General features: G+C 29.7%; 21 protein-coding genes and 1 tRNA gene. 20 read left to right on the plus strand and 2 right to left on the minus strand.

What is annotated here, in order from left to right:
* Positions 1-115: 115 nt before the first annotated feature.
* Positions 116-463 (minus strand): cupin domain-containing protein, encoded by a 348-nt coding sequence (locus tag KGF50_RS05645; RefSeq protein WP_227847191.1) that lies wholly within the window; start codon positions 461-463, stop codon positions 116-118.
* Between the two features lie 136 nt (positions 464-599).
* Between KGF50_RS05645 and KGF50_RS05650 the strand changes: the two genes are divergently transcribed.
* Positions 600-1,475, plus strand: a complete 876-nt coding sequence (locus KGF50_RS05650; RefSeq protein ID WP_227847192.1) for a LysR family transcriptional regulator — start codon at positions 600-602, stop codon at positions 1,473-1,475.
* Positions 1,476-1,706: 231 nt separating this feature from the next.
* Here KGF50_RS05650 and KGF50_RS05655 read toward each other — a convergent pair.
* Positions 1,707-1,789 (minus strand) — tRNA-Leu (locus KGF50_RS05655).
* Positions 1,790-2,118: 329 nt separating this feature from the next.
* Between KGF50_RS05655 and polA the strand changes: the two genes are divergently transcribed.
* From polA to mreC, 19 genes are all read left to right on the plus strand, one after another.
* Positions 2,119-4,767 carry a DNA polymerase I gene (polA, locus tag KGF50_RS05660; protein ID WP_227847193.1) on the plus strand — a complete coding sequence of 883 codons (2,649 nt, stop codon included), beginning with the start codon at positions 2,119-2,121 and terminating at the stop codon, positions 4,765-4,767.
* An 8-nt stretch (positions 4,768-4,775) separates the two neighbouring features.
* On the plus strand, positions 4,776-5,378 hold the full coding sequence (gene coaE / locus KGF50_RS05665) for a dephospho-CoA kinase (RefSeq protein ID WP_227847194.1): 603 nt from the start codon (positions 4,776-4,778) through the stop codon (positions 5,376-5,378).
* Complete coding sequence (locus KGF50_RS05670; protein ID WP_227847195.1) at positions 5,371-5,925, plus strand: lytic transglycosylase domain-containing protein; 555 nt, start codon at positions 5,371-5,373, stop codon at positions 5,923-5,925. Before coaE ends, KGF50_RS05670 begins: the two co-directional genes overlap by 8 nt.
* Complete coding sequence (locus KGF50_RS05675) at positions 5,925-7,643, plus strand: ABC transporter substrate-binding protein (RefSeq protein ID WP_227847196.1); 1,719 nt, start codon at positions 5,925-5,927, stop codon at positions 7,641-7,643. The genes KGF50_RS05670 and KGF50_RS05675 overlap by 1 nt, the downstream gene beginning before the upstream one ends.
* 78 nt (positions 7,644-7,721) lie before the next feature.
* Complete coding sequence (locus tag KGF50_RS05680; protein WP_227434065.1) at positions 7,722-7,934, plus strand: heavy-metal-associated domain-containing protein; 213 nt, start codon at positions 7,722-7,724, stop codon at positions 7,932-7,934.
* Between the two features lie 200 nt (positions 7,935-8,134).
* Positions 8,135-8,734: a hypothetical protein gene (locus tag KGF50_RS05685; protein WP_227847197.1), complete on the plus strand. Its 600-nt coding sequence runs from the start codon at positions 8,135-8,137 to the stop codon at positions 8,732-8,734.
* Between the two features lie 232 nt (positions 8,735-8,966).
* A complete protein-coding gene (locus tag KGF50_RS05690) occupies positions 8,967-9,338 on the plus strand; it encodes a VOC family protein (RefSeq protein WP_227847198.1) in 372 nt (123 codons plus the stop codon).
* Between the two features lie 131 nt (positions 9,339-9,469).
* Positions 9,470-10,759, plus strand: coding sequence for a C40 family peptidase (locus KGF50_RS05695; protein WP_227847199.1), 1,290 nt, complete (start codon positions 9,470-9,472; stop codon positions 10,757-10,759).
* A 109-nt stretch (positions 10,760-10,868) separates the two neighbouring features.
* On the plus strand, positions 10,869-11,813 hold the full coding sequence (locus KGF50_RS05700; protein WP_227847200.1) for a hypothetical protein: 945 nt from the start codon (positions 10,869-10,871) through the stop codon (positions 11,811-11,813).
* Positions 11,814-12,028: 215 nt separating this feature from the next.
* Positions 12,029-13,366, plus strand: coding sequence for an electron transport complex subunit RsxC (gene rsxC, locus KGF50_RS05705; protein ID WP_227847201.1), 1,338 nt, complete (start codon positions 12,029-12,031; stop codon positions 13,364-13,366).
* 22 nt (positions 13,367-13,388) lie between these two features.
* Positions 13,389-14,366, plus strand: a complete 978-nt coding sequence (locus tag KGF50_RS05710) for an RnfABCDGE type electron transport complex subunit D (protein ID WP_227434071.1) — start codon at positions 13,389-13,391, stop codon at positions 14,364-14,366.
* Positions 14,366-14,935, plus strand: a complete 570-nt coding sequence (locus KGF50_RS05715; RefSeq protein ID WP_227847202.1) for an RnfABCDGE type electron transport complex subunit G — start codon at positions 14,366-14,368, stop codon at positions 14,933-14,935. Before KGF50_RS05710 ends, KGF50_RS05715 begins: the two co-directional genes overlap by 1 nt.
* Positions 14,936-14,947: 12 nt before the next feature.
* Positions 14,948-15,541, plus strand: coding sequence for an electron transport complex subunit RsxE (gene rsxE / locus KGF50_RS05720; RefSeq protein ID WP_227434073.1), 594 nt, complete (start codon positions 14,948-14,950; stop codon positions 15,539-15,541).
* Between the two features lie 14 nt (positions 15,542-15,555).
* On the plus strand, positions 15,556-16,131 hold the full coding sequence (gene rsxA / locus KGF50_RS05725) for an electron transport complex subunit RsxA (RefSeq protein WP_054269663.1): 576 nt from the start codon (positions 15,556-15,558) through the stop codon (positions 16,129-16,131).
* Positions 16,132-16,146: 15 nt separating this feature from the next.
* On the plus strand, positions 16,147-17,118 hold the full coding sequence (locus tag KGF50_RS05730) for an RnfABCDGE type electron transport complex subunit B (protein WP_227847223.1): 972 nt from the start codon (positions 16,147-16,149) through the stop codon (positions 17,116-17,118).
* A gap of 219 nt (positions 17,119-17,337) precedes the next feature.
* Positions 17,338-17,922: a Maf family protein gene (locus tag KGF50_RS05735; protein ID WP_227847203.1), complete on the plus strand. Its 585-nt coding sequence runs from the start codon at positions 17,338-17,340 to the stop codon at positions 17,920-17,922.
* A 44-nt stretch (positions 17,923-17,966) separates the two neighbouring features.
* Positions 17,967-18,626, plus strand: coding sequence for a RadC family protein (gene radC / locus KGF50_RS05740; RefSeq protein WP_227847224.1), 660 nt, complete (start codon positions 17,967-17,969; stop codon positions 18,624-18,626).
* Between the two features lie 70 nt (positions 18,627-18,696).
* Positions 18,697-19,758, plus strand: coding sequence for a rod shape-determining protein (locus KGF50_RS05745; RefSeq protein WP_269469188.1), 1,062 nt, complete (start codon positions 18,697-18,699; stop codon positions 19,756-19,758).
* A gap of 9 nt (positions 19,759-19,767) precedes the next feature.
* Entirely contained in the window at positions 19,768-20,661 is an 894-nt protein-coding gene (mreC, locus tag KGF50_RS05750; RefSeq protein WP_227847204.1) for a rod shape-determining protein MreC, read from the plus strand.
* Positions 20,662-20,666 lie beyond the last annotated feature (5 nt).

Raw genomic sequence — 20,666 nt, forward strand, 5'->3', positions numbered from 1 at the left:
GCCACAAGTATATATTATATTTTGTGGCTTTTTTATATATAAAGATTATAAAGGTTTTAAAGAAAAATATTGTAGGGTTCTATTTGTAAGTAATTTTTATATATTTTTAAATGGATTAATCCTCATATAAATCTCCGCTATTTTCTTTATTAAGAGTTCCATCTAATTCAAGCATTAGAAATTTTGTAAGTTCCTTAACTACAGGTCTGTGTACTGTATTTTTCGGTACAATAATAAATTCTCCTTCCTCAACTTTTGTTAATCCTTCTTGAGTTTCTAATTCAAATTCTCCTTCGATTACATAAAATAGTTCATCTGATTTCTCATGAACATGAAAATCTAAACTTCTATTTGCTACTTGAACAACACTTAGTACATTATTATTGATAATTCCTATTTTTTTATATACATATAGTTGCTCGATATTATTTACTTCTTTAATTATATTAGATTTTGTTAACATTATAAGCCTCCTGTAATTATTGGTTTTATTTGACTTTTAGTATATGTATATGCTAACATTTGTTTAACTATTTGTGAAATAGATTGATTTGATTATATCAATCTTAAATTTAGATAATACTGGAGGTGTGATAAATATGGAGTTAAAACATCTTAAGACCTTTTTAACACTTAGTAAAATCAAAAATTTTACTAAAACTGCTGAGTATCTTAATTATGCACAATCAAATATTACAACTCAGATACAGCAGTTAGAAAAAGAATTAGATGTACGTCTTTTTGAGCGTATAGGAAAAAGTGTTACATTAACTAGAGAAGGAGAAAAATTAATTCCCTATGCAAAAAAAATGATTCTACTTTCATCTGATATTAAAAAAATGTATGAGGACCAAGATAATTCAGGTCGTATTGTTATTGGAGCTTCAGAATCTATTTGTATTTTTAAACTACCTGAAATTATTAAGATATATAAAGAAAAGCATCCTGAGGTTGATCTGTTTTTGAAAACTTTGGATTCATCTGATTTTATTCCATTACTTGCAGACAATACAATTGATATTGCATTTATCCTTGATTCACCTGTTGCTGATAAGTCTGTTGTTTCTGTATTGAAAAATAATGAGCCAATATGTGTTTTATCTGTTCCAGAAAGTAATTTAGCGTTAAAAGAAAATGTGTCTATTCAAGACTTTCAAGATATTCCTTTTATTTTAACAGGGGAGGGCTGTTGTTATCGAAGTCTATTTGAAAAAGAATTATTTGAGTCATCTGTAGTTCCTAAAATAGTTCTTGAAACAGGAAGTATTCAGGTGATTAAACAAACAGTGCTTAGTGGTCTTGGATTGTGTCTTCTCCCAGAGCTTGCAGTAGAGAAAGAATTAAAAAGGCATGAATTAATTAAGATTCCATATCCTATAAACTATAACATTGTTTCTCAACTCATTTATCATAAAGATAAGTGGCTGTCTAAGAATCTTTGTGATTTTATTTCTATTGTTAAACAGATGTACTAGAGTATTTTTTAATTGGTTATGTTACACTAATAGAAGATATAGACTACTTTAAAGCAGTCATAATTGCCTATTTTGGATAAGTTGAAGTTTACTGAATAAAAGTCAGAAATAAATTAGAAATCATTTATTTCCGTATATAATATTGAAAGTAAAAGAAAAAGTGTTAGTGAATATTTAGGGAATATGACAATAAAAAAACTCTTTAGTTTAAACTAAAGAGTTTTAATTTATTGGTGCCGCTGATGGGACTCGAACCCATATGGTTTCCCGTACGATTTTGAGTCGTATGCGTCTGCCAGTTCCGCCACAGCGGCTTATCTTTTAAATCCGAACTACTTGTATATCCTACCAGATTTTCCAAGAATATGCAAGAGGAATATTGAATACAAAATACTCATTAAACAGTCAAAATATCATAAATACTAGCTTTTTCTTATGAAAAAATACAGTTGATTTTGAGTTAATTGCATTTACCAATTCCACCACTCGGTTATGTCATGTTTATTATTATAGCAAAAAAATATATTGTTTGCAACATATTTAATTTTAATATACTATTATTATTATGGGAATATTAAATAACAGCATATTGGTATATAATATATATGTTAGAAAAATAGAGAATCTTTAGGAGTGATATAATTTGGAAAAAAAATTAATTATAATAGATGGAAATTCAATAATAAACAGAGCATTTTATGCTTTGCCAGAAATGAATAATAAAGAAGGCTTAAAAACCAATGCTATATACGGATTTACGACAATGTTGTTTAAAATAATAGATATATATAAACCAACACATATAAGTGTAGCTTTTGATAGAAAAGCACCTACATTTAGACACTTAGAGTATAAAGAGTATAAAGCAGGAAGAAAGGGAATGCCAGATGAATTAGCAGAGCAATTACAGCCACTAAAAGACCTTTTAGATAAGTTTAAAATAAATAGACTAGAAATAGATGGTTATGAAGCAGATGATATTATAGGAACTGTGTCTAAAAAAGCAGAGGATAATGGATATAAAGTATACATAGTAACTGGAGATAAAGATGCCATTCAACTTGCTTCAGATAAGACGACTACTCTTATAACAAAAAAAGGTGTAGGAGAAGTTGAAGAGTATGACTTTAACTCTGTAATTGAAAAATATGAAATGACTCCAACTCAGTTTATTGACTTAAAAGGGCTTATGGGAGATAAGTCAGACAACATACCAGGAGTACCTGGAATAGGAGAAAAAACAGGAATAAAACTTATAAAAGAGTTTTCTAGCATAGAGAATTTAATAGAAAATACGGATAAACTTAAAGGAAGCGTAAAAAAGAAGATAGAAGAAAATAAAGAAATAGCTATTCAAAGCAAAAGACTTGCAACAATTATAAGGGATGTACCAATAGAAGTAAATTTAGATAGTATGATTTTTGGCGATTATGATAAAGACGAACTTTTAGATAAGTTTAGATATTTTGGATTTACAAGTCTTTTATCAAGATTAGTTGATTTGGTTGACTCAGATGATACTGAACAAGTAGAAGAAAAAATAGAAATATTAAAATTAAAAGATATAGATAAGTTTATAGATGAAGTAAATAAAAAAGGACAAGTTATTTTAAAAACTGTTAGAGGACAAGGTAATATACTTGAAAAAAATATAATATATATCTTTATAAGTGTAGATGGAGAAAAAATATATTATATAGATTCGGATGAAGTGACAAAATTAGATGGTATACTTTCAAATAAAGAAATTAAGAAATTTGGATATAATTTAAAGGATGATTATATATCTTTAAAGCCATATAATATAAACTTGGAAAATATAAATTTTGATATAACAATAGCTGAGTATTTAATAGATTCTACTTCATCTACCTCATATGACTGTAGTGCTATAGCTATGAAATACTTATCAAAAAAAGTTAAATCAAAAGAAGAATTACTAGGTAAAGGTGTTAAATCTAAGAACTACGAAGATTTAGAATTTGAAGATTTGGCTGAGTATATGGGGCAAATAATATGCACAGTTAAAGAAACAATTCCTATGATGGAAAGAAGTTTAATCGATATGAGTATGGATGGCCTTTTTTATCATGTAGAGATGCCTTTAGTGGAAGTTTTAGGACATATGGAGTATGAAGGTATAAAAGTAGATAAGAGTATATTGGATGACCTAAGTATTGAGTTTAAAGAAATAATTTCTACACTAGAAAAGGAAATCTATGAATTATCAGGAGAGCCATTTAATATAAATTCACCAAAACAATTAGGTGTTATATTGTTTGAAAAATTAGAACTTCCAATAATCAAAAAAACCAAGACTGGATACTCAACTAATGCAGATGTCTTAGAAAAATTAAGGGATAAACATCCAATAATCGATAAAATAACTGAATATAGACAAATAGTAAAGCTGAACTCTACTTATGTTGAAGGTCTTCTAAACATAATAAATCCAGAAAGTAATAGAATTCATTCATCATTTAATCAAACTATAACAACTACTGGAAGGATTTCATCTACAGAACCAAATCTTCAAAATATACCTATAAAAATGGAAATGGGTAGAAAAATAAGAAAGGTGTTTATTGCAGATGAAAATTGTAAGCTAGTTGATGCCGATTATTCACAAGTAGAACTTAGAGTTCTAGCACACATGAGTCAAGATGAAAATATGATAGAAGCATTTAAACATAATGAAGATATTCATACTAAAACAGCTTCACAAGTTTTCAATGTTTCTATGGAAGATGTAACTAGTGAATTAAGAGGTGCAGCTAAGGCAGTAAACTTTGGTATTATATATGGTAAAAGTGATTTTGGATTGGCTGATGATTTAAATATACCTGTGCCAAAAGCAAAAGAGTATATAGAAAGTTATTTTGCTAAATATCATAAGATAAAAGAGTTTATGGACACTACAGTAGAAAAGGCTAGTGAAGATGGTTATGCTGTGACTATCTTAAACAGAAGGAGATATATACCAGAAATAAAGTCTAGCAATTTTATGGAGCGAAATAGAGGAAAGAGATTTGCAATGAATGCACCAATACAAGGAAGTGCAGCAGATATAATAAAGATTGCTATGATAAATGTTCACAAAAAGTTAGAAGAAAATAATTTGAAATCAAAACTTATACTACAAGTTCATGATGAATTGATAGTTGAAGCAATTGACGATGAAATAGATATAGTTAAAAAGATTGTAAAAGATGAAATGGAAAATGCTGTAAATATGGATGTTCACTTAGATGTAGATTTAAATGTTGGTAGTTCTTGGTATGAGACAAAGTAGGTGATTTTATGTTGATATTAGGACTTACAGGAGGAATAGGCTGTGGAAAAAGCAGCCTATCAAATATATTTAGAAAAATTAACATTACTATAGTGGATGCAGATATTATATCTAGACAAATATTTGATGATAAATTGTTATTAGAAAAAGTATTTAAACATTTTGGTCGAAATATAAAAAAGGATGATGGAACTTTAGATAGAAAAGCTCTTGGGAAAATAGTTTTTAATGACGAAGAAAAACTTAATGAGTTAAATAATTTGACACATCCAATAATAAGAGAAAAAATAATAAGTGATATAGAAGAAGCCAGAAAAAAAGGCGAAAAGATAGTAATATTAGATGCAGCAATATTAGTAGAAAGTGGATTTTTGGAAATAGTAGATAAGCTATTAGTGGTTACTTGTAAACAAGAAGTACAAATTAGCCGAATACAAAAGAGAGATAATTGTAGTAAACAAGAAGCACTCAGCAGAATAAATTCACAAATGAGTCAGGAAGAAAAATCCAAATATGGTGATTATATAATAGATAATTCGGGAACAATAACTGAATTGGAGAATAAAGTATACAAATTTATTGAATACATGAAGGAGAATTGGCGTGAATAATAAGAAAGTATTGATTCTATCTATTTTTATAATCTTATTTGGGGCACTATTAATGGAAAGCAAAATAATACATAAGTTTTTGTATCCTAAAAAATACTCAGAGTATGTAGAAAAATATTCTAAAGAATTTAATTTAGATGAAAATATAGTTTACAGTGTCATAAAAGCAGAAAGTAAGTTTAATAGCTCTGCTATTTCAAAAAAAGAGGCAAAAGGGTTAATGCAAATACTAGACATAACTAGAGATTGGGGAGCGGAAGAACTGAATCTAGAAAATATCGATATTTTTGACCCAGAAACTAACATAAGAATTGGTTGTTGGTATTTAAATAAATTATATAAAGAATTTGGTTCATTGGATTTAGTAATAGCTGCATATAATGGTGGTTCAGGTAATGTAAAGAAATGGTTAGAAAATAACGAATATAGTAAAGATGGAAAGAATCTACATGATATACCCTTTGAACAAACTTCAAAGTATGTAGAAAAAGTAAAAAATAATTATAAAAATTATAATAAGATATATGGCGAGAAGGGGAAAAACTAATGAAGAAAATAAAAGTCTTAACAGTAATTTTAGCTATAACTCTTATGATAGTTGGTTGTAGTAATACAAAAACAAAACAAAGTAGTAGTGAATCAAGTATTAAAAGTCAAAGTTCTATAGATGCCAAGTATATAAACTTGACTATGGTAAATCCAAAAACTATAAATCCTATAACAAATACTGATCAGTCTGTTGGTTATATAATGAACTTGCTTTATGATGGTTTGTTTACAATAGATGAAAACTATAATGTAACTCCTCAATTAGTGAAGGAGTACAATATAGCTCAAGATGGAATGAGTATAGATATAAAGTTAAAAGATGCAAAATGGCATGATGGAAAAGAAGTTACTTCAAATGATGTAAATTATACAATTGGTTTAATTCAAAAAAGTGCAGAAAGTCCATACAATGAATTTACAAAAAATATAGCTTCTGTAAATATTAAATCAGATAAAGATTTTACAATAAAATTTAAAGCTAAGTATGCCTTTTCTATTGATAGTTTAATCTTTCCAATAGTATCTCAAAATCATTTAGATTCAAAAGATGTAAATGACAAAAATAATAATATGATAGGAAATGGGAAATATAAAATAGAATCATATACAGAAAGAGAAGGAATGATTTTATCTGTAAATAAGGATTACTATGAAGAAGTTCCTAAAGCTATGAAAAATGTAAAAGTAGGAATGGTTCCTAATGAAGATGCTAGAACATCTATGGTTATGGCTCTTGACAGTGATATAACAAATGTTACACTGAATGATTTGAGCAAATTTCAAGAAAAAGAGTTTAATATAACAAAATATCAAGGTAGAGATTATGAATGTGTATTATTTAATTATAATAATTCTTTTTTTAAGGATGTCAATTTTAGAAAAGCAATTGCACATTCTATAAATAAAAGCAGAATTATTAGTGAAGGTTATATGGATGATGCAACTCCTGTTAATTTTCCGCTTAACTCAAAATCAAAATATTACAGCAATGATGTGAAAGATTTAGAGTACAATAAAGATAAAGCAATTGAGTATCTTAATAAAGTAGAATATGCAAATATAAATGCAGTAAATCCAAAAAATGATAAGGTAGATAAAAAACAAAAAAAAGCAACTAAAAAAAATACAAAAAAACTTACTGCTGAAGAACAAAAAAAGGCTGAACAAGCAGAAGCTGATAGAGCAAAAAAAGAAGCTGAAGATAAAAAGAATAAAGAAAAAGAGGAAGTAAAGAAAAGACTTTCTGAAATGAATTTAAAAATAATAGTAAATAAAGATAATAGTGAGAGAATAAAAACATCACATATAATAAGTGAAAACCTAAAAGCTATAGGAATAAATAATACAATAAATCAGTTATCAGATAAAGAAATGGAAAGTGCTCTTAATTCTAAAAATTACGATTTAGCATTAGTGGGATGGAAACTATCAAATGTACCAGATGTAAGTAGTATAATAGCAAGTAGCGGATATACTGATGATAAGTTAAATGGATACATGTCTGCACTTACAAGTTCTGCATCTGAAATTGAAACAAAGAAAGCCTATAAAGATGTACAGACATATGTTAAGGATAATGCAACATTTATAAGTTTAGCTATTAGAAACAACTATATTGTAAGCAATAGTAGACTAAAAGGAAAAATTACTCCAAATGAATTTGATGTATATGAGGGAATCTCTAACTTAGATATAAGCTCAAATGAATCAAAATAAATTAAATGATTAATTTATATTTAAAAAATTTAAACTGTATGATAAAATACCCTTATAGGGTATAAGGAGGTAATTGATATGAAAAAGAAACTATTAGTAGAAGGTATGAGTTGTGGACACTGTGTAAATCATCTTAAAACTGCATTAACAGAAGATATAGATGGTGTTGAAGTTTTAGATGTAGATTTAGAAAATAAATGTGCATCTGTAGATATGAAAGATGATGTATCAGTTGATAAATTAAAAGAAGTAATAGCAGAGTTAGGTTTTGAATTAAAAGGAATTGAATAAAAAATAATAAAATAAAAAAAGACCTCTATTGGGGGAGTAATAGAGGTCTAAAAATGGGGGAGATTGAGTATGTTTGATTTTACATTACTATTATCTCCCCTTTTAAATTAATATATACATAAAAAGTAAAAGATTTAGAGAAAGATTCACATTTCTTAAACTTTTTGAATATACTATAAATAGCTAAGGGAGGGAGTATCATGGAGTCTAGAGGATATAAAGAAGATTTAAAAAAAATGATACTTGATATGGCCCACAAAGAACTTGAAAGTTATGTATCACAAAAAGGAGCAAAAAAATACTTTGAAGGTAATTTGGATAAAGTTATTAATAATAATATAAAAAAATTCAATCAAAGTATTGGTCTTAATAGAGTATATTTAAAAATGTTAAAAAAGTGTGCATATCAAGAAAGTGTAACTTCGATATCAAGAACTATCAAAAAAGAAACATTATTTAAATCAAAAAAAGAGCTATTTGCTTTTTCAGAGTACTTAAAGCTTAATGTTAATAAGCGACTTTCATATAATCAGATTTTAAGAAAAATATCAAGGTATATATACTATAATAGAAGTTCATATGCTCAAAAATACGTCACTTTCAAAAGAGGAGATGAAGAATATCTTTTAGAACCTGAGAAAATAAAAGATGAATTGATATCAAGCTATAGGTCAAAAACTAGGGAAGATATGAAATCAATAGCAAAACTTTTAGATATAGGAATAGAGGACGATTATAGTGCTGAAGATATTAGAAAAAAAGTAATAAACTATATTATAAAAGAAAAAATTAAAAATTAAATATAAAAATTTTAAAAAATAAGTTCTATTATTTTACACATCAAGATAACTTGAGTACAATTTTTTTATGTGTTTAATAGAACTTATTCTTTTTTTGACATATTCTTTTAAATAATTTAATGCTACTTAGGTATTACACAGCATTATTCAAATTTTTAACTTAATTTGATTTAAATAAAGCTATAATAATGATATAATATAAAAAAAGTAAAAATTGGAGAGTGATTTCAAAATGAAGTTTAGTTTTTGCCATAATAATTTTAATGTTACTGACTTAGAAAAAAGTTTGAATTTTTATGATAAAGCTTTAGGTCTAAAAGAAGTAAAGCGTAAAGAAGCAGAAGATGGAAGTTTTATACTAGTTTATTTAGGAGATGGGATTACTAGCCATACATTAGAGTTAACTTGGCTTAGAGATTGGGATAGACCATATAATTTAGGGGATAATGAGTTCCATTTGGCTTTAGAGGTTGAAGAGTTTGATGAGGCAAAAAAACTTCATAAAGACTTAGACTGTATATGTTTTGAAAATGAGGGTATGGGAATTTATTTTATAGCGGACCCAGATAATTATTGGATTGAAATACTTCCTAAGAATCATTAATTTTAAGAATATAATTATAATTTCTTTACAATTAATAATAGAATAAGTTATCATTAAAATATAGTTATTAAAAATGGATAATAGTGGTATGACTTTATGATTATAAAAATATGTTGGGGGGAGTGATAGTAGTGAAGAAAGCTATAACGGCTTTAGGGATTGGAGCAGTAGCAGTATCTGTTAGTTCTATACATGCAAGTGCCCTTGAAAAGGGAGTTGTGACAGCTAGTGCTTTAAATATAAGAAGCGGGCCAAGTGCTGATTGTGACAAAGTAGCAAAGTTATATAAGGGAAAAACTGTAGAAATTTTAGAAAAATCTAATGGTTGGTATAAAGTAAGAGTATCAAGTTCTGTTGTTGGCTGGGGAAGTGCAAAATACATATCAACGAGTGGTTCATCTGGAAGTACTTCAAACCAAAATAATTCAACATCAAGTGGAACAGCTATTGGTGGGAATGGAAAAGTAAATGTCAGTTCTAGATTAAATATAAGAAGTGGAGCAGGTACAAACTATTCATTAGTTGGCAAAGCAAATAATGGAGATGTAGTAAAGCTATTAGAACAAAGCAATGGATGGTATAAAATAAAACTATCAAATGGAGTTACTGGATGGGCTAGTAGTCAGTATATCTCAAAAACATCAGAAGATGTTGGAACAAATAATTCTAATTCAAGTAATACTAATAACAATAATAATAATAACAATACTGATAAAAATCAATCTAGTGAAGTATCACTTGAAGGCAAGAGAGGGAAAGTAACATCTACTGTAAGTTTAAATGTAAGAAGCGGTCCTGGGACAAGCTATTCTGTAATTGGAAAATTAAATGGTGGAGATGTTGTTGAACTAAAAGCTAAAAGTAATGGATGGTATAAAGTAAAATTATCAAATGGGACAACTGGATGGGTAAGTTCTAGTTATATTTCTGAGACTAATGAAGGATTAAAAGAAAACTCTAGTTCATCATCTAATGGTAATTCCCAATCTAATAGTAATTCAAATTCTTCATCTATTGGAAATTCAGATAAATCGACTGTAAATGGTTCAAAAGTAGTAGACTTTGCATATACTCTTATTGGAATACCTTATCAATGGGGAGCATCAGGTCCAGATAAGTTTGATTGTTCTGGATTTACACAGTATGTTTTTAAACACTCAGTTGGACTTTCTATACCAAGAGTTTCTAGAGAGCAAGCTCAATATGGAAGTGCAGTTTCTATGGGTAACTATGCACCAGGAGATTTAGTTTACTTTGATACTGATGGAGATGGAACAACGAACCATGTAGGTATATATGTAGGCAATAGTAAGTTTATACATTGTAGTGGAACTCAAACTAATCCTAACAAGGTTAAAGTGGACAATTTGACTACTTCATATTGGTCTAAAGCATTACTTGGAGCAAGAAGATTTGCTTAGTAGATATAATTTTTATTAAAAAATTAAAATAAATAAGATTTCTATTCATAAATTGAGTCTCTTAAAAATATACTTTATTAATAATATAATTTTGGGAGGGGACAAACTAATGAATAGAAGAAAGACGATATACAGAGGATTTAATAATAATAGACATAAGATAGATGTGCGTAAGTATATAATAACTATTGCTTGTTTATGTTTAATTGGCTATTATTCTTATACAAAAATAAAAGATAGCAAGATGTTAGAGTATATATCAGCTAAAATACCATTTCTAAATAGTTCATCAGATATAACTTATAAAGATATATCTGATGAATTAAATGCCATAAAAAATGGAAAAAAATCTAAATCGCAAACCAATTCAAATGATAATCAAAATAATAATTCAGAAAAAGCAGTAAATAATACCAAGGAACCAGAAGAAGTAAAATTAGCTACTATTGAAGGATGGGATATATATACTATTCAAGTTGCTGCAATAGATAATGATGATGATTTGAAAAAAATACAAACATCATTAGTTAGTAGTGATATACCTTTTTCAGTTATGGAGAAAGATGGAGTAAAAAAAATACAAACATACTCCTCTTTTGATGAAAATGAAGTTAGAAAACATATGGGTTCTATAAGAAAAGTATTTCCAGATGCGTTTTTATCTCATTTAGATGCACCTATGCTATCTTTAGAATATACAAGCAATTATGCTTATATAGATAGTATATCCAAAGAATTAAATAAATTAATAACAAACTTTAAAGAAGAATCAAGTTTTTGGTCGAATGATGAAAATAATGTAGATATGGGAAAATATAATACTATTTTGACAAATAGAAAGGCAATATCACAAAATATATCAAAAGAAGCTGAAAAGATTGATTATTCTGAAATGCGTTTATTTAAAGATAATTTAATTGGCTATGTAAACAACATAAACGAAAAAATTGATACTGCCTCAAAAGCAGCAAATGAAGAAAAATATAGTGTAAGCAAAAGTCTACTTTTATCATCTATGCAAGAGTATTCTTTGTTCATAAATTCCATAAAATAAAATACAGAAAATTTAGACTTTAGAAAGCTATAGGAAAAGGATTGTTTAATAAGACAATCCTTTTCCTCGTTTTAACTTAATAAAGAGGCCTTGATTTATAAAATAAATTATAAAAATAGGGATATTTTTTTAACAATTGTTAAGATTTTTTAATATATATAGTATACTTATAGAAGGCAGAAAAAATGTTTTTTTATAGATAAGGGGGTAAAACAATGAAACTCTTAACTTTTAAGGGAGGGATACATCCTTCATATAGAAAAGAGTACTCTAACACAAAGGCACTTGAAAAAGCTCAAGCACCAAAGATAGTTTACATTCCTCTTCAACAACATATAGGGGCACCAGCTAAACCTATTGTTGAAGTTGGCGATGAAGTAAAGTTTGGGCAAAAAATAGGTGAACAGCAAGGTTTCGTTTCATGTAACGTTCATTCTTCAGTATCAGGTAAAGTTATTGCTATTGAACAACATGAAGTACCAGGCGGTTCAGCTCAATGTGTAGTTATCGAAAATGACTTTAAGGAAGAATTACATGAAAGTGTTCAACCAAAAGGTCAGTTAGAGGATTTGAGCAAAGAAGACATAGTAGGTATCATAAAAGAGGCAGGAATAGTAGGTATGGGTGGAGCTACATTCCCTAACCACGTAAAAGTATCTCCTCCACCAGACAGTAAAGCAGAAGTAGTTATATTAAATGGGGCAGAATGTGAACCATATTTAACTGCAGACCACAGATTAATGGTGGAAAATCCAGAAGATGTTGTATTTGGTTTAAGAGCATTAATGAAAGTATTAGATGTTAAAAAAGGATTTATAGGAATTGAAACAAATAAACCGGATGCTATAGAAGCGATTCAAAATGTAGCTAAGGATTATAGTGAAATTGAAGTTGTTGGCCTTCAAGTGAAATACCCACAAGGAGCAGAAAAACAACTTATTTATGCGTGTACAGGTAAGGAAGTTCCATCAGGCGGATTGCCAATAGCAGCAGGTGCAGTTGTTGACAACGTTGCCACAGCAGCTCAGATAGCTAAATCTATTAAAACAGGAATGCCTTTGGTAGAAAGAATTACTACAATAACAGGTAGTTGTATCAAAGAGCCTAAAAACCTAATAACAAAAGTTGGTACATTAGTTTCAGAAATAATAGACCAATGTGGTGGTTTTAAAGAAGGTAAAAAAGTTGGTAAAGTTATAATGGGTGGACCTATGATGGGTATGACTCAATATACTACTGAAATAGCAACTAATAAAGGTTCTTCAGGAATTTTATGTTTAGATGAAGAAGAATCACGTACACCAGATGTTCAAAACTGTTTAAGATGTGGAAGATGTACAGATGTATGTCCATCATTCTTACAACCACTTTTCATAAGCGCATATTCTTTGAAGGATGATTATGACACAGCTGAATATCATAGAGCTATGGATTGTATAGAATGTGGGTCTTGTTCATTTATTTGTCCAGCAAGAAGACCATTACTTCAATCTATAAGATCAGCAAAAAGAGAAATAGGAGCAAAGAGAAGAAAGCAAGCTGCTCAGAAATAAAGAAAGTTAAGGGGGAAAAACGATGGAAAATAAGTTGATAGTATCATCTTCTCCTCATGTGAGAAGTAATGAAGATACTTCATATATAATGAAACAAGTTATTATAGCACTCCTTCCAGCAGCAGTAGCAGGAGTATACTTCTTTAGACTTAATGCATTGAGTGCTATGTTTTTTTGTATACTTGGTACAGTAGGTACTGAATTTTTATATCAAAAACTTATGAAGCATAAAAGTACTATAGGAGATTTTTCAGCTGTTGTAACAGGATTATTATTAGCATTTAACGTACCAGCATCACTTCCTTGGTGGATGTGTCTAGTAGGAGGAATATTTGCAATATTAGTAGTTAAAATGGTATTTGGTGGAATTGGATGTAACTTTGTCAATCCAGCACTTGCTGCAAGAGCATTTTTATTAGCATCATTTCCAGTAGCAATGACTGCTTGGACTCAACCAGGCGTTAACTGGATAGGTAAAAATTTAGATGCAGTTACTACAGCAACACCATTAAGCTTTTTAAAAAATGGAGCAGCAGGGTTAGCCGACCTTTCTAGTAATGGAATCAGCCTTGCTGATATGATGATTGGTAATATTGGTGGATGTATAGGTGAAACATCAGCAATATTATTGTTATTAGGTGGAGTATACCTAATGTATAAAGGCATAATAAATTATGTTATCCCAGTATTTTACATAGCAACTGTATTTATATTAACTTTCCTTTTAGGTGGCTTTAATATAAATTTTGCAATATATCAACTGTTTGCTGGAGGACTTATGTTAGGTGGATTCTTCATGCTTACGGATTATACAACTTCGCCTATGACTAAAAAAGGTCAAATCATATATGCTGTATTAGCAGGTCTTATAACAACTGTTATAAGAATGTATGGTGGGTATCCAGAAGGTGTATCTTACTCAATACTACTAGTAAACTGTCTTGCACCACTTATAGATAAGTTTGTTAGAAACAGAGTGTTTGGGGAGGTGGCTAAATAATGAATAGTATGGTAAGACTAGGTGGAACTTTACTTGCTATAAGTGCAATAGCCTCATTAGCACTTGGAGCTACAAATAAAGTTACAGCTCCAGTAATAGAACAAAGAAATATACAGGCAAACAATGAACTTAGAAAAGCAGTACTTCCAGAAGCAAAAGAGTTTAAAGAAATGAAGGAAAGTACTTATAAAGACCTTGGAGATGGCCTTATAGTTGAGGTATATGAAGGACTAGATGGTTCAGAGGTAGTAGGATATACTTTAAAAGCTAAACCAAGTGGATATGGTGGAGAAATTGAAGTTATGGTAGGTATATCATCTGATGGCCAAGTTACAGGTGTTGATATTGGTAATATGACAGAAACAGCAGGACTTGGAGCAAAAGCTAAGGATGATGCATTTAAAGGTCAATACAAAGGTAAAGCTGCTGAGACTCTTGAAGTAGCAAAAGGAAGCACAACAGCAGAGAATCAAATATTAGCAATATCAGGTGCAACTATTACATCTACAGCAGTTACTACAGGAGTAAATGCTGCAATAGATGTATTCAATAGTGCTCTTAATAAATAAGGAGGGTTAATTATGAATTTAGCTAAAGTATTTAAAAATGGGCTAATAGATGAGAACCCAACATTTGTGCAAGTTATAGGTATGTGTCCAACACTAGCCGTTACAACTTCAGCAATAAATGGAATCGGTATGGGTCTTTCAACAGCAGCAGTTTTAATATGTGCAAATTTAGTTATATCATTACTAAGAAAAATCACACCAGATAAGATAAGAATACCTATATTTGTAGTAATTATAGCTACATTTGTTACAATAGTAGGAATGGTTTTAAAAGCATATGTTCCTGCTCTTGACAAGGCTCTTGGTATATATATACCATTAATAGTTGTTAACTGTTTAATACTAGCTCGTGCAGAAAGTTTTGCTTTTAAAACTGGTCCACTAGCTTCAATTGTTGATGGTGTAGGTCAAGGTCTTGGATTTACTGTTGCTCTTACAGTAATAGGTGCAGTAAGAGAATTACTTGGAAATGGTAGTTTATTTGGAATGACACTATTTGGAGCATCTTTCCAACCAGTATTAATATTTATATTACCACCAGGTGCATTCTTAACATTAGGATTCTTATTTGCAGGATTTAATAAATTAAGAAGTAAAAAAGCGTAGTGGAGGTGTAATAAATGAATTTAATACTTTTATTTTTAAGTATCGTTCTTGTTAATAACGTTATAACATCTCAGTTCTTGGGTATATGTCCTTTCTTAGGAGTTTCTAAGAAAGTTGATACAGCAGTAGGGATGGGAGTTGCAGTTACATTCGTTCTAACTCTAGCTTCAATTATAACTTATTTTATACAAATTTTATTAGTAAAGACTGGAACTGAATTTTTACAAACAATAGCTTTTATATTGGTTATAGCTTCAATAGTTCAGTTCGTTGAAATGGTAATTCAAAAGATGAGTCCATCTTTATATCAAGCATTAGGAGTTTATTTACCTCTTATAACTACAAACTGTGCAGTTCTTGGTATAGCTCTAGTTAATGTTCAAAAAAGTTATAACTTAGTAGAAACAATAATAAACGGATTTGGAGCAGGAGCTGGATTTACTTTAGCAATAGTAATATTCGCAGGTATAAGAGAAAGACTAGAATTAGCTGATATACCAGAAGCATTTAAAGGTTTCCCTATAACACTTATATCAGCAAGTTTAATGTCAATAGCTTTCTTAGGATTTACAGGACTTATAAAGCTATAAAAAAGAGGGGTGAAAATAGTGATACTTACAGCTGTATTAGTTTTAGGAGTTATGGGCTTAATCTTCGGGATAGTATTAGATTTTGCATCTAAAAAGTTTGCTGTAGAAGTAGACGAAAGAGTGGAAGCTATACTAGGAGTACTTCCAGGTGCTAACTGTGGTGGTTGTGGATTCCCAGGTTGTGGAGGTCTTGCAAGTGCGATAGTTGAAGGAAAAGCACCAGTTAATGGTTGCCCTGTAGGTGGAGCAGATGTTGGTGCAAAAGTTGGAGAAATAATGGGCGTAAGTGCTGAAGCAGGTGAAAAACAAGTAGCAAAAGTTATTTGTAAAGGAACTTGTTCAAGTGCAAAAGATAAATATGAGTATGAAGGAATATCTGATTGTAGAGCAGCAAATGTTTTAAATTCAGGAGCTAAAATGTGTAAGTTTGGATGTTTAGGTCTTGGAACATGTAAGACTGTTTGTAAATTTGATGCTATTTCTATAGTTGATGGAGTAGCAGTAATAGATGAAGAAAAATGTGTTAACTGTGGAAAATGTAAAGAAGCATGCCCTAAGGGTATAATAATTACAAAACCAGAAAGCCAATCAATAGTTGTAGAATGTAATAGCAAAGAGTTTGGTAAAGCTGTTAAAGAAAAATGTACTGCTGGATGTATTGGTTGTGGAATGTGTGTAAAAGCTTGTCAATTTGACGCAATAATATTTGAAAATAAAATAGCTAAAATAGACCCTAGTAAGTGTGTAGGTTGTATGCAATGTGTAGAAAAATGCCCTACAAAAGTAATATCAGGTGATATAGCTAAGAGAAAGAAAGTTACTATTGATCAAGAACTTTGTGTGGGTTGTACAGTGTGCAAAAAACAATGTAAGTTTGATGCAATAGAAGGTGAATTAAAAGAAAAACATAAGGTAGATGCAGACAAATGTGTAGGATGCCATTTATGTATGGAAAAATGTCCAAAGAAAGCTATTAAAATTTTGTAATATGGACAAAATAGAGATATGGAATAATTTCCATATCTCTAATGAGTACATAAAACAGAGGTATGGAATAATTTCCATACCTCTATTTTATGTATATTTATTTTATTGGTAATAAATATAACAATAGTGTAACAAAAAAGGTTCGACATTTCTGTTGAATTTTTTACAATATAGTGATAGACTAAATAGGTACAAATTACGTACAAATGAGGTGAATAAATGAATATAATCTTGGCATCAGCCTCTCCAAGAAGGAAAGAAATTCTAGAGAATACAAATGTAAGATTTGATATAATTAAAAGTGAAATTGATGAGATTATATTGGAAGGTGAAGCACCAAAACATTTAGTTATGAGGTTAGCTTTTGAAAAAAGTATGTTTGTAGCATCTAAACATAAGGAAGATGTCGTTATTGGAGCTGATACTGTTGTTGTTTTAGATAATGCTATTTTAGGAAAGCCTAAAGATGAGTCTTGTGCAAGAGACATGCTAAGGAGACTATCTGGAAGAGAGCATCAAGTCATAACAGGTATTAGCTTAATAAACTTGTGCAAAGATAAAAAAATAATTGACTATGTAATCAGCAATGTAAAATTTAAAACGTTATCAGAAAAAGATATTGAGGATTATCTGAAAACTAAAGAGTCATTTGACAAAGCAGGAGCTTATGGAATACAAGGATATGGAGCTTTGCTAGTTGAAGAAATTAGAGGAGATTATTTTAATATAGTTGGACTTCCGATTTCAAGGTTAGGTGACTTGTTAAAGGAACATTTTAATATAAATCTTTTTTATGGAGTGTGATTTATCTGAAAAAGTCATTTAATTCAACCATTAAGGTAAAAGAAATGGCACTAGAGGAAAGACCCAGAGAAAAGATGCTTGCTGAAGGAGTAAAAAGCTTATCAAATGCTGAATTGTTGGCTATACTTTTAAGAACTGGTAACAAACATAAAAACGCCATCGAGCTAGCCAACTATATAATAAATAGAGATATTCAGGGTATTAGACATTTAGAAGAAATGACAATAGAGGAGCTGTGTAATATAGATGGAATTGGATTGTCAAAATCAGCCCAAATTAAAGCAGCTTTAGAACTAGGTTTTAGAGTAGCTAGTTTTAAGCCTATGAAGTATAAAATAAAAAATCCTTGGGATATACATAAATATTATATGAATAGTCTGAGGTATTTGAAAAAAGAGGTTTTTAAGGCAGTTCTTTTAAATACAAAAAATGAAATAATAGCTGATGTAGATGTATCTGTAGGGACTTTAAACTCATCATTAGTCCATCCCAGAGAAGTTTTTAAAGAAGCTATAAAGAGAAGTGCAAGTAAAATAATAGTGATGCATAATCACCCCTCAGGAAGTGTAGAACCATCAAAGGAAGATAAAAATATCACATCAAGACTTATTAAATGTGGAGAAATAATTGGAATTGAAATAATTGACCATATAATAATCGGAGATGGATTATACTTTAGCTTTAAAGAAAATATGATAATTTGACTTTATATGTGATAAAATAGTAGGAGAATGTTTTAAACATGATTCTTAATTAGTAGGAAGGAGTAAAATCATGGCTAAGGAAAAAAAGAAGGAAAAAAGAGGTTTTTTTAGTTTTAACAAGATGACAAAGGATATGGGAATAGATTTAGGGACTGCAAATACATTAGTTTACATAAAAGGACAAGGTATTGTTGTTAGAGAACCCTCAGTTGTTGCAATAAGAGATGACAGTAAAGAAGTTTTAGCAGTAGGTGAAGAAGCTAAAAAAATGATAGGTAGAACACCAGGAAATATAGTGGCTATAAGACCAATGAAAGATGGAGTAATAGCTGACTTTGATATAACTCAATCAATGATTAGTTACTTTATACAAAAAGCAGCTGACAAAAAAGGTGTTGTAAGTCCAAGAATAGCTATCTGTGTTCCTTTTGGAGTTACAGAAGTTGAAAAGAGAGCTATAGAAGAGGCTGCAAGACAAGCTGGTGCTAAAGATGCATTCCTTATAGAAGAACCAATGGCAGCGGCTATAGGAGCTGGATTAAAGGTTGAAGAACCAGAAGGTAATATGGTAGTTGATATCGGTGGAGGTACTTCAGAAATAGCTGTAATATCTCTAGGAGGAATTGTTACTGCTAAATCTATAAGAATTGGTGGAGACGAATTTGATGAGTCTATAGTTGCCTATGTAAAAAAAGAATATAATCTTATGATAGGTGAAAGAACTGCTGAAAATGTTAAGATTAGCATAGGTTCTACATTTAAAGATGATGAAGAAATAAATATGCAAATAAGAGGTAGAGATTTAATATCAGGGTTACCTAAAACAATAGAAATATGTTCTACAGAAGTTAGAGAAGCATTAAAAGAGCCTGTGAGTTCAATAGTAGATGCTATAAAATCTACATTAGAAAAGACTCCACCAGAATTAGCATCAGATATAATGGAAAACGGAATAATGCTAACAGGAGGGGGAGCTTTACTTAGAGGTCTTGATAAACTTATTACACAAGAGACAGGAATGTCTGTTCAAATAGCAGAAGCTCCTCTTGATTGTGTTGCACTTGGAACAGGAAAATCTGTTGAAGACCAAGAAATTTTTGAAAAAGTATTAATGATGAATGCTAAAAATTAGAAGTTGGTGATGGCCTTGAGATTTGACAAGAATAAAAATGAGAAAAAAAGGATTAATGTTAAAGTGATAGCAACGGGCGTAGTTGCTATCACTTTAATTGGAATTGTGGGTATATCAATTGGTAAGTTTTCAAATGGAAGCCCAGTAAATTTAGGAATGGCATCAGATGCTATTACAAGTGTAGGAAAAGGAGTAAATGATGGATTTTCATTTATAAAAAATGGTTTTAAAGATATCTTAAATTATAAAGATAACTCTGAGAAGGCAAAAAAATTAGAATCAGAAAATGAAAAACTTAAAAAAGATGTTATAGCCTTGAATACCAAATTAGATAAGACAGAATCATTAGAAGACTTAAAGAAGACACTTAACTTTGTAGAAGAAAAATATAAAGCAACAAGTATCTCTACAAGTGTTGTAGGTAAAAATGATGGGAATTGGTATGAGAGTTTTATAATAGGTGCAGGAAAAAATTCAGGTGTAAAAAAAGAAAGTATAGTTATGAATGGCAGTGGTCTAGTTGGTATAGTTTATGAAGTTTCTAACGATTATAGTAAGGCAATTTCGCTATTAGATTCTAAAGCATCTGTAAGTTTTAAATTATCAAAAAATGCTAGTGCTAAAGGCGCAATTACTCAAAATACTACTTTAGACAATAAGAATAGTTATAATAGTAAAGGCTATTTACAAGGTTATATGTTTGACTCATCATATAATGTAATTCAAGGAGATATAATAACAACATCTGGTCTTGGATTTTTCCCAGAAGGAATACCAATTGGTGAGGTTGAAAAGGTAATTGATGATAAAGATAAATCACTAAAATATGTAGTTGTAAAACCTTATGTTGATTTTAAGAATATAGATGACGTTGTAGTCATAGAACCAAGAAATATAGGATAAAGGGG

It is taken from the genome of Clostridioides sp. ZZV15-6598, from assembly GCF_020657705.1.
In the GTDB taxonomy this organism is placed as follows: Bacteria; Bacillota; Clostridia; order Peptostreptococcales; family Peptostreptococcaceae; genus Clostridioides; species Clostridioides difficile_F.

Coding starts and splice junctions, on each gene's coding strand:
- KGF50_RS05745 (WP_269469188.1), top strand. CDS start 18,697: ATGGCTAAGGAAAAAAAGAAGGAAAAAAGAGGTTTTTTTAGTTTTAAC.
- KGF50_RS05710 (WP_227434071.1), top strand. CDS start 13,389: ATGGAAAATAAGTTGATAGTATCATCTTCTCCTCATGTGAGAAGTAAT.
- KGF50_RS05690 (WP_227847198.1), top strand. CDS start 8,967: ATGAAGTTTAGTTTTTGCCATAATAATTTTAATGTTACTGACTTAGAA.
- rsxA (WP_054269663.1), top strand. CDS start 15,556: ATGAATTTAATACTTTTATTTTTAAGTATCGTTCTTGTTAATAACGTT.
- KGF50_RS05675 (WP_227847196.1), top strand. CDS start 5,925: ATGAAGAAAATAAAAGTCTTAACAGTAATTTTAGCTATAACTCTTATG.
- mreC (WP_227847204.1), top strand. CDS start 19,768: ATGGCCTTGAGATTTGACAAGAATAAAAATGAGAAAAAAAGGATTAAT.
- KGF50_RS05685 (WP_227847197.1), top strand. CDS start 8,135: ATGGAGTCTAGAGGATATAAAGAAGATTTAAAAAAAATGATACTTGAT.
- KGF50_RS05700 (WP_227847200.1), top strand. CDS start 10,869: ATGAATAGAAGAAAGACGATATACAGAGGATTTAATAATAATAGACAT.
- KGF50_RS05735 (WP_227847203.1), top strand. CDS start 17,338: ATGAATATAATCTTGGCATCAGCCTCTCCAAGAAGGAAAGAAATTCTA.
- radC (WP_227847224.1), top strand. CDS start 17,967: ATGGCACTAGAGGAAAGACCCAGAGAAAAGATGCTTGCTGAAGGAGTA.
- KGF50_RS05715 (WP_227847202.1), top strand. CDS start 14,366: ATGAATAGTATGGTAAGACTAGGTGGAACTTTACTTGCTATAAGTGCA.
- KGF50_RS05645 (WP_227847191.1), bottom strand. CDS start 463: ATGTTAACAAAATCTAATATAATTAAAGAAGTAAATAATATCGAGCAA.
- rsxC (WP_227847201.1), top strand. CDS start 12,029: ATGAAACTCTTAACTTTTAAGGGAGGGATACATCCTTCATATAGAAAA.
- KGF50_RS05650 (WP_227847192.1), top strand. CDS start 600: ATGGAGTTAAAACATCTTAAGACCTTTTTAACACTTAGTAAAATCAAA.
- coaE (WP_227847194.1), top strand. CDS start 4,776: ATGTTGATATTAGGACTTACAGGAGGAATAGGCTGTGGAAAAAGCAGC.
- rsxE (WP_227434073.1), top strand. CDS start 14,948: ATGAATTTAGCTAAAGTATTTAAAAATGGGCTAATAGATGAGAACCCA.
- KGF50_RS05680 (WP_227434065.1), top strand. CDS start 7,722: ATGAAAAAGAAACTATTAGTAGAAGGTATGAGTTGTGGACACTGTGTA.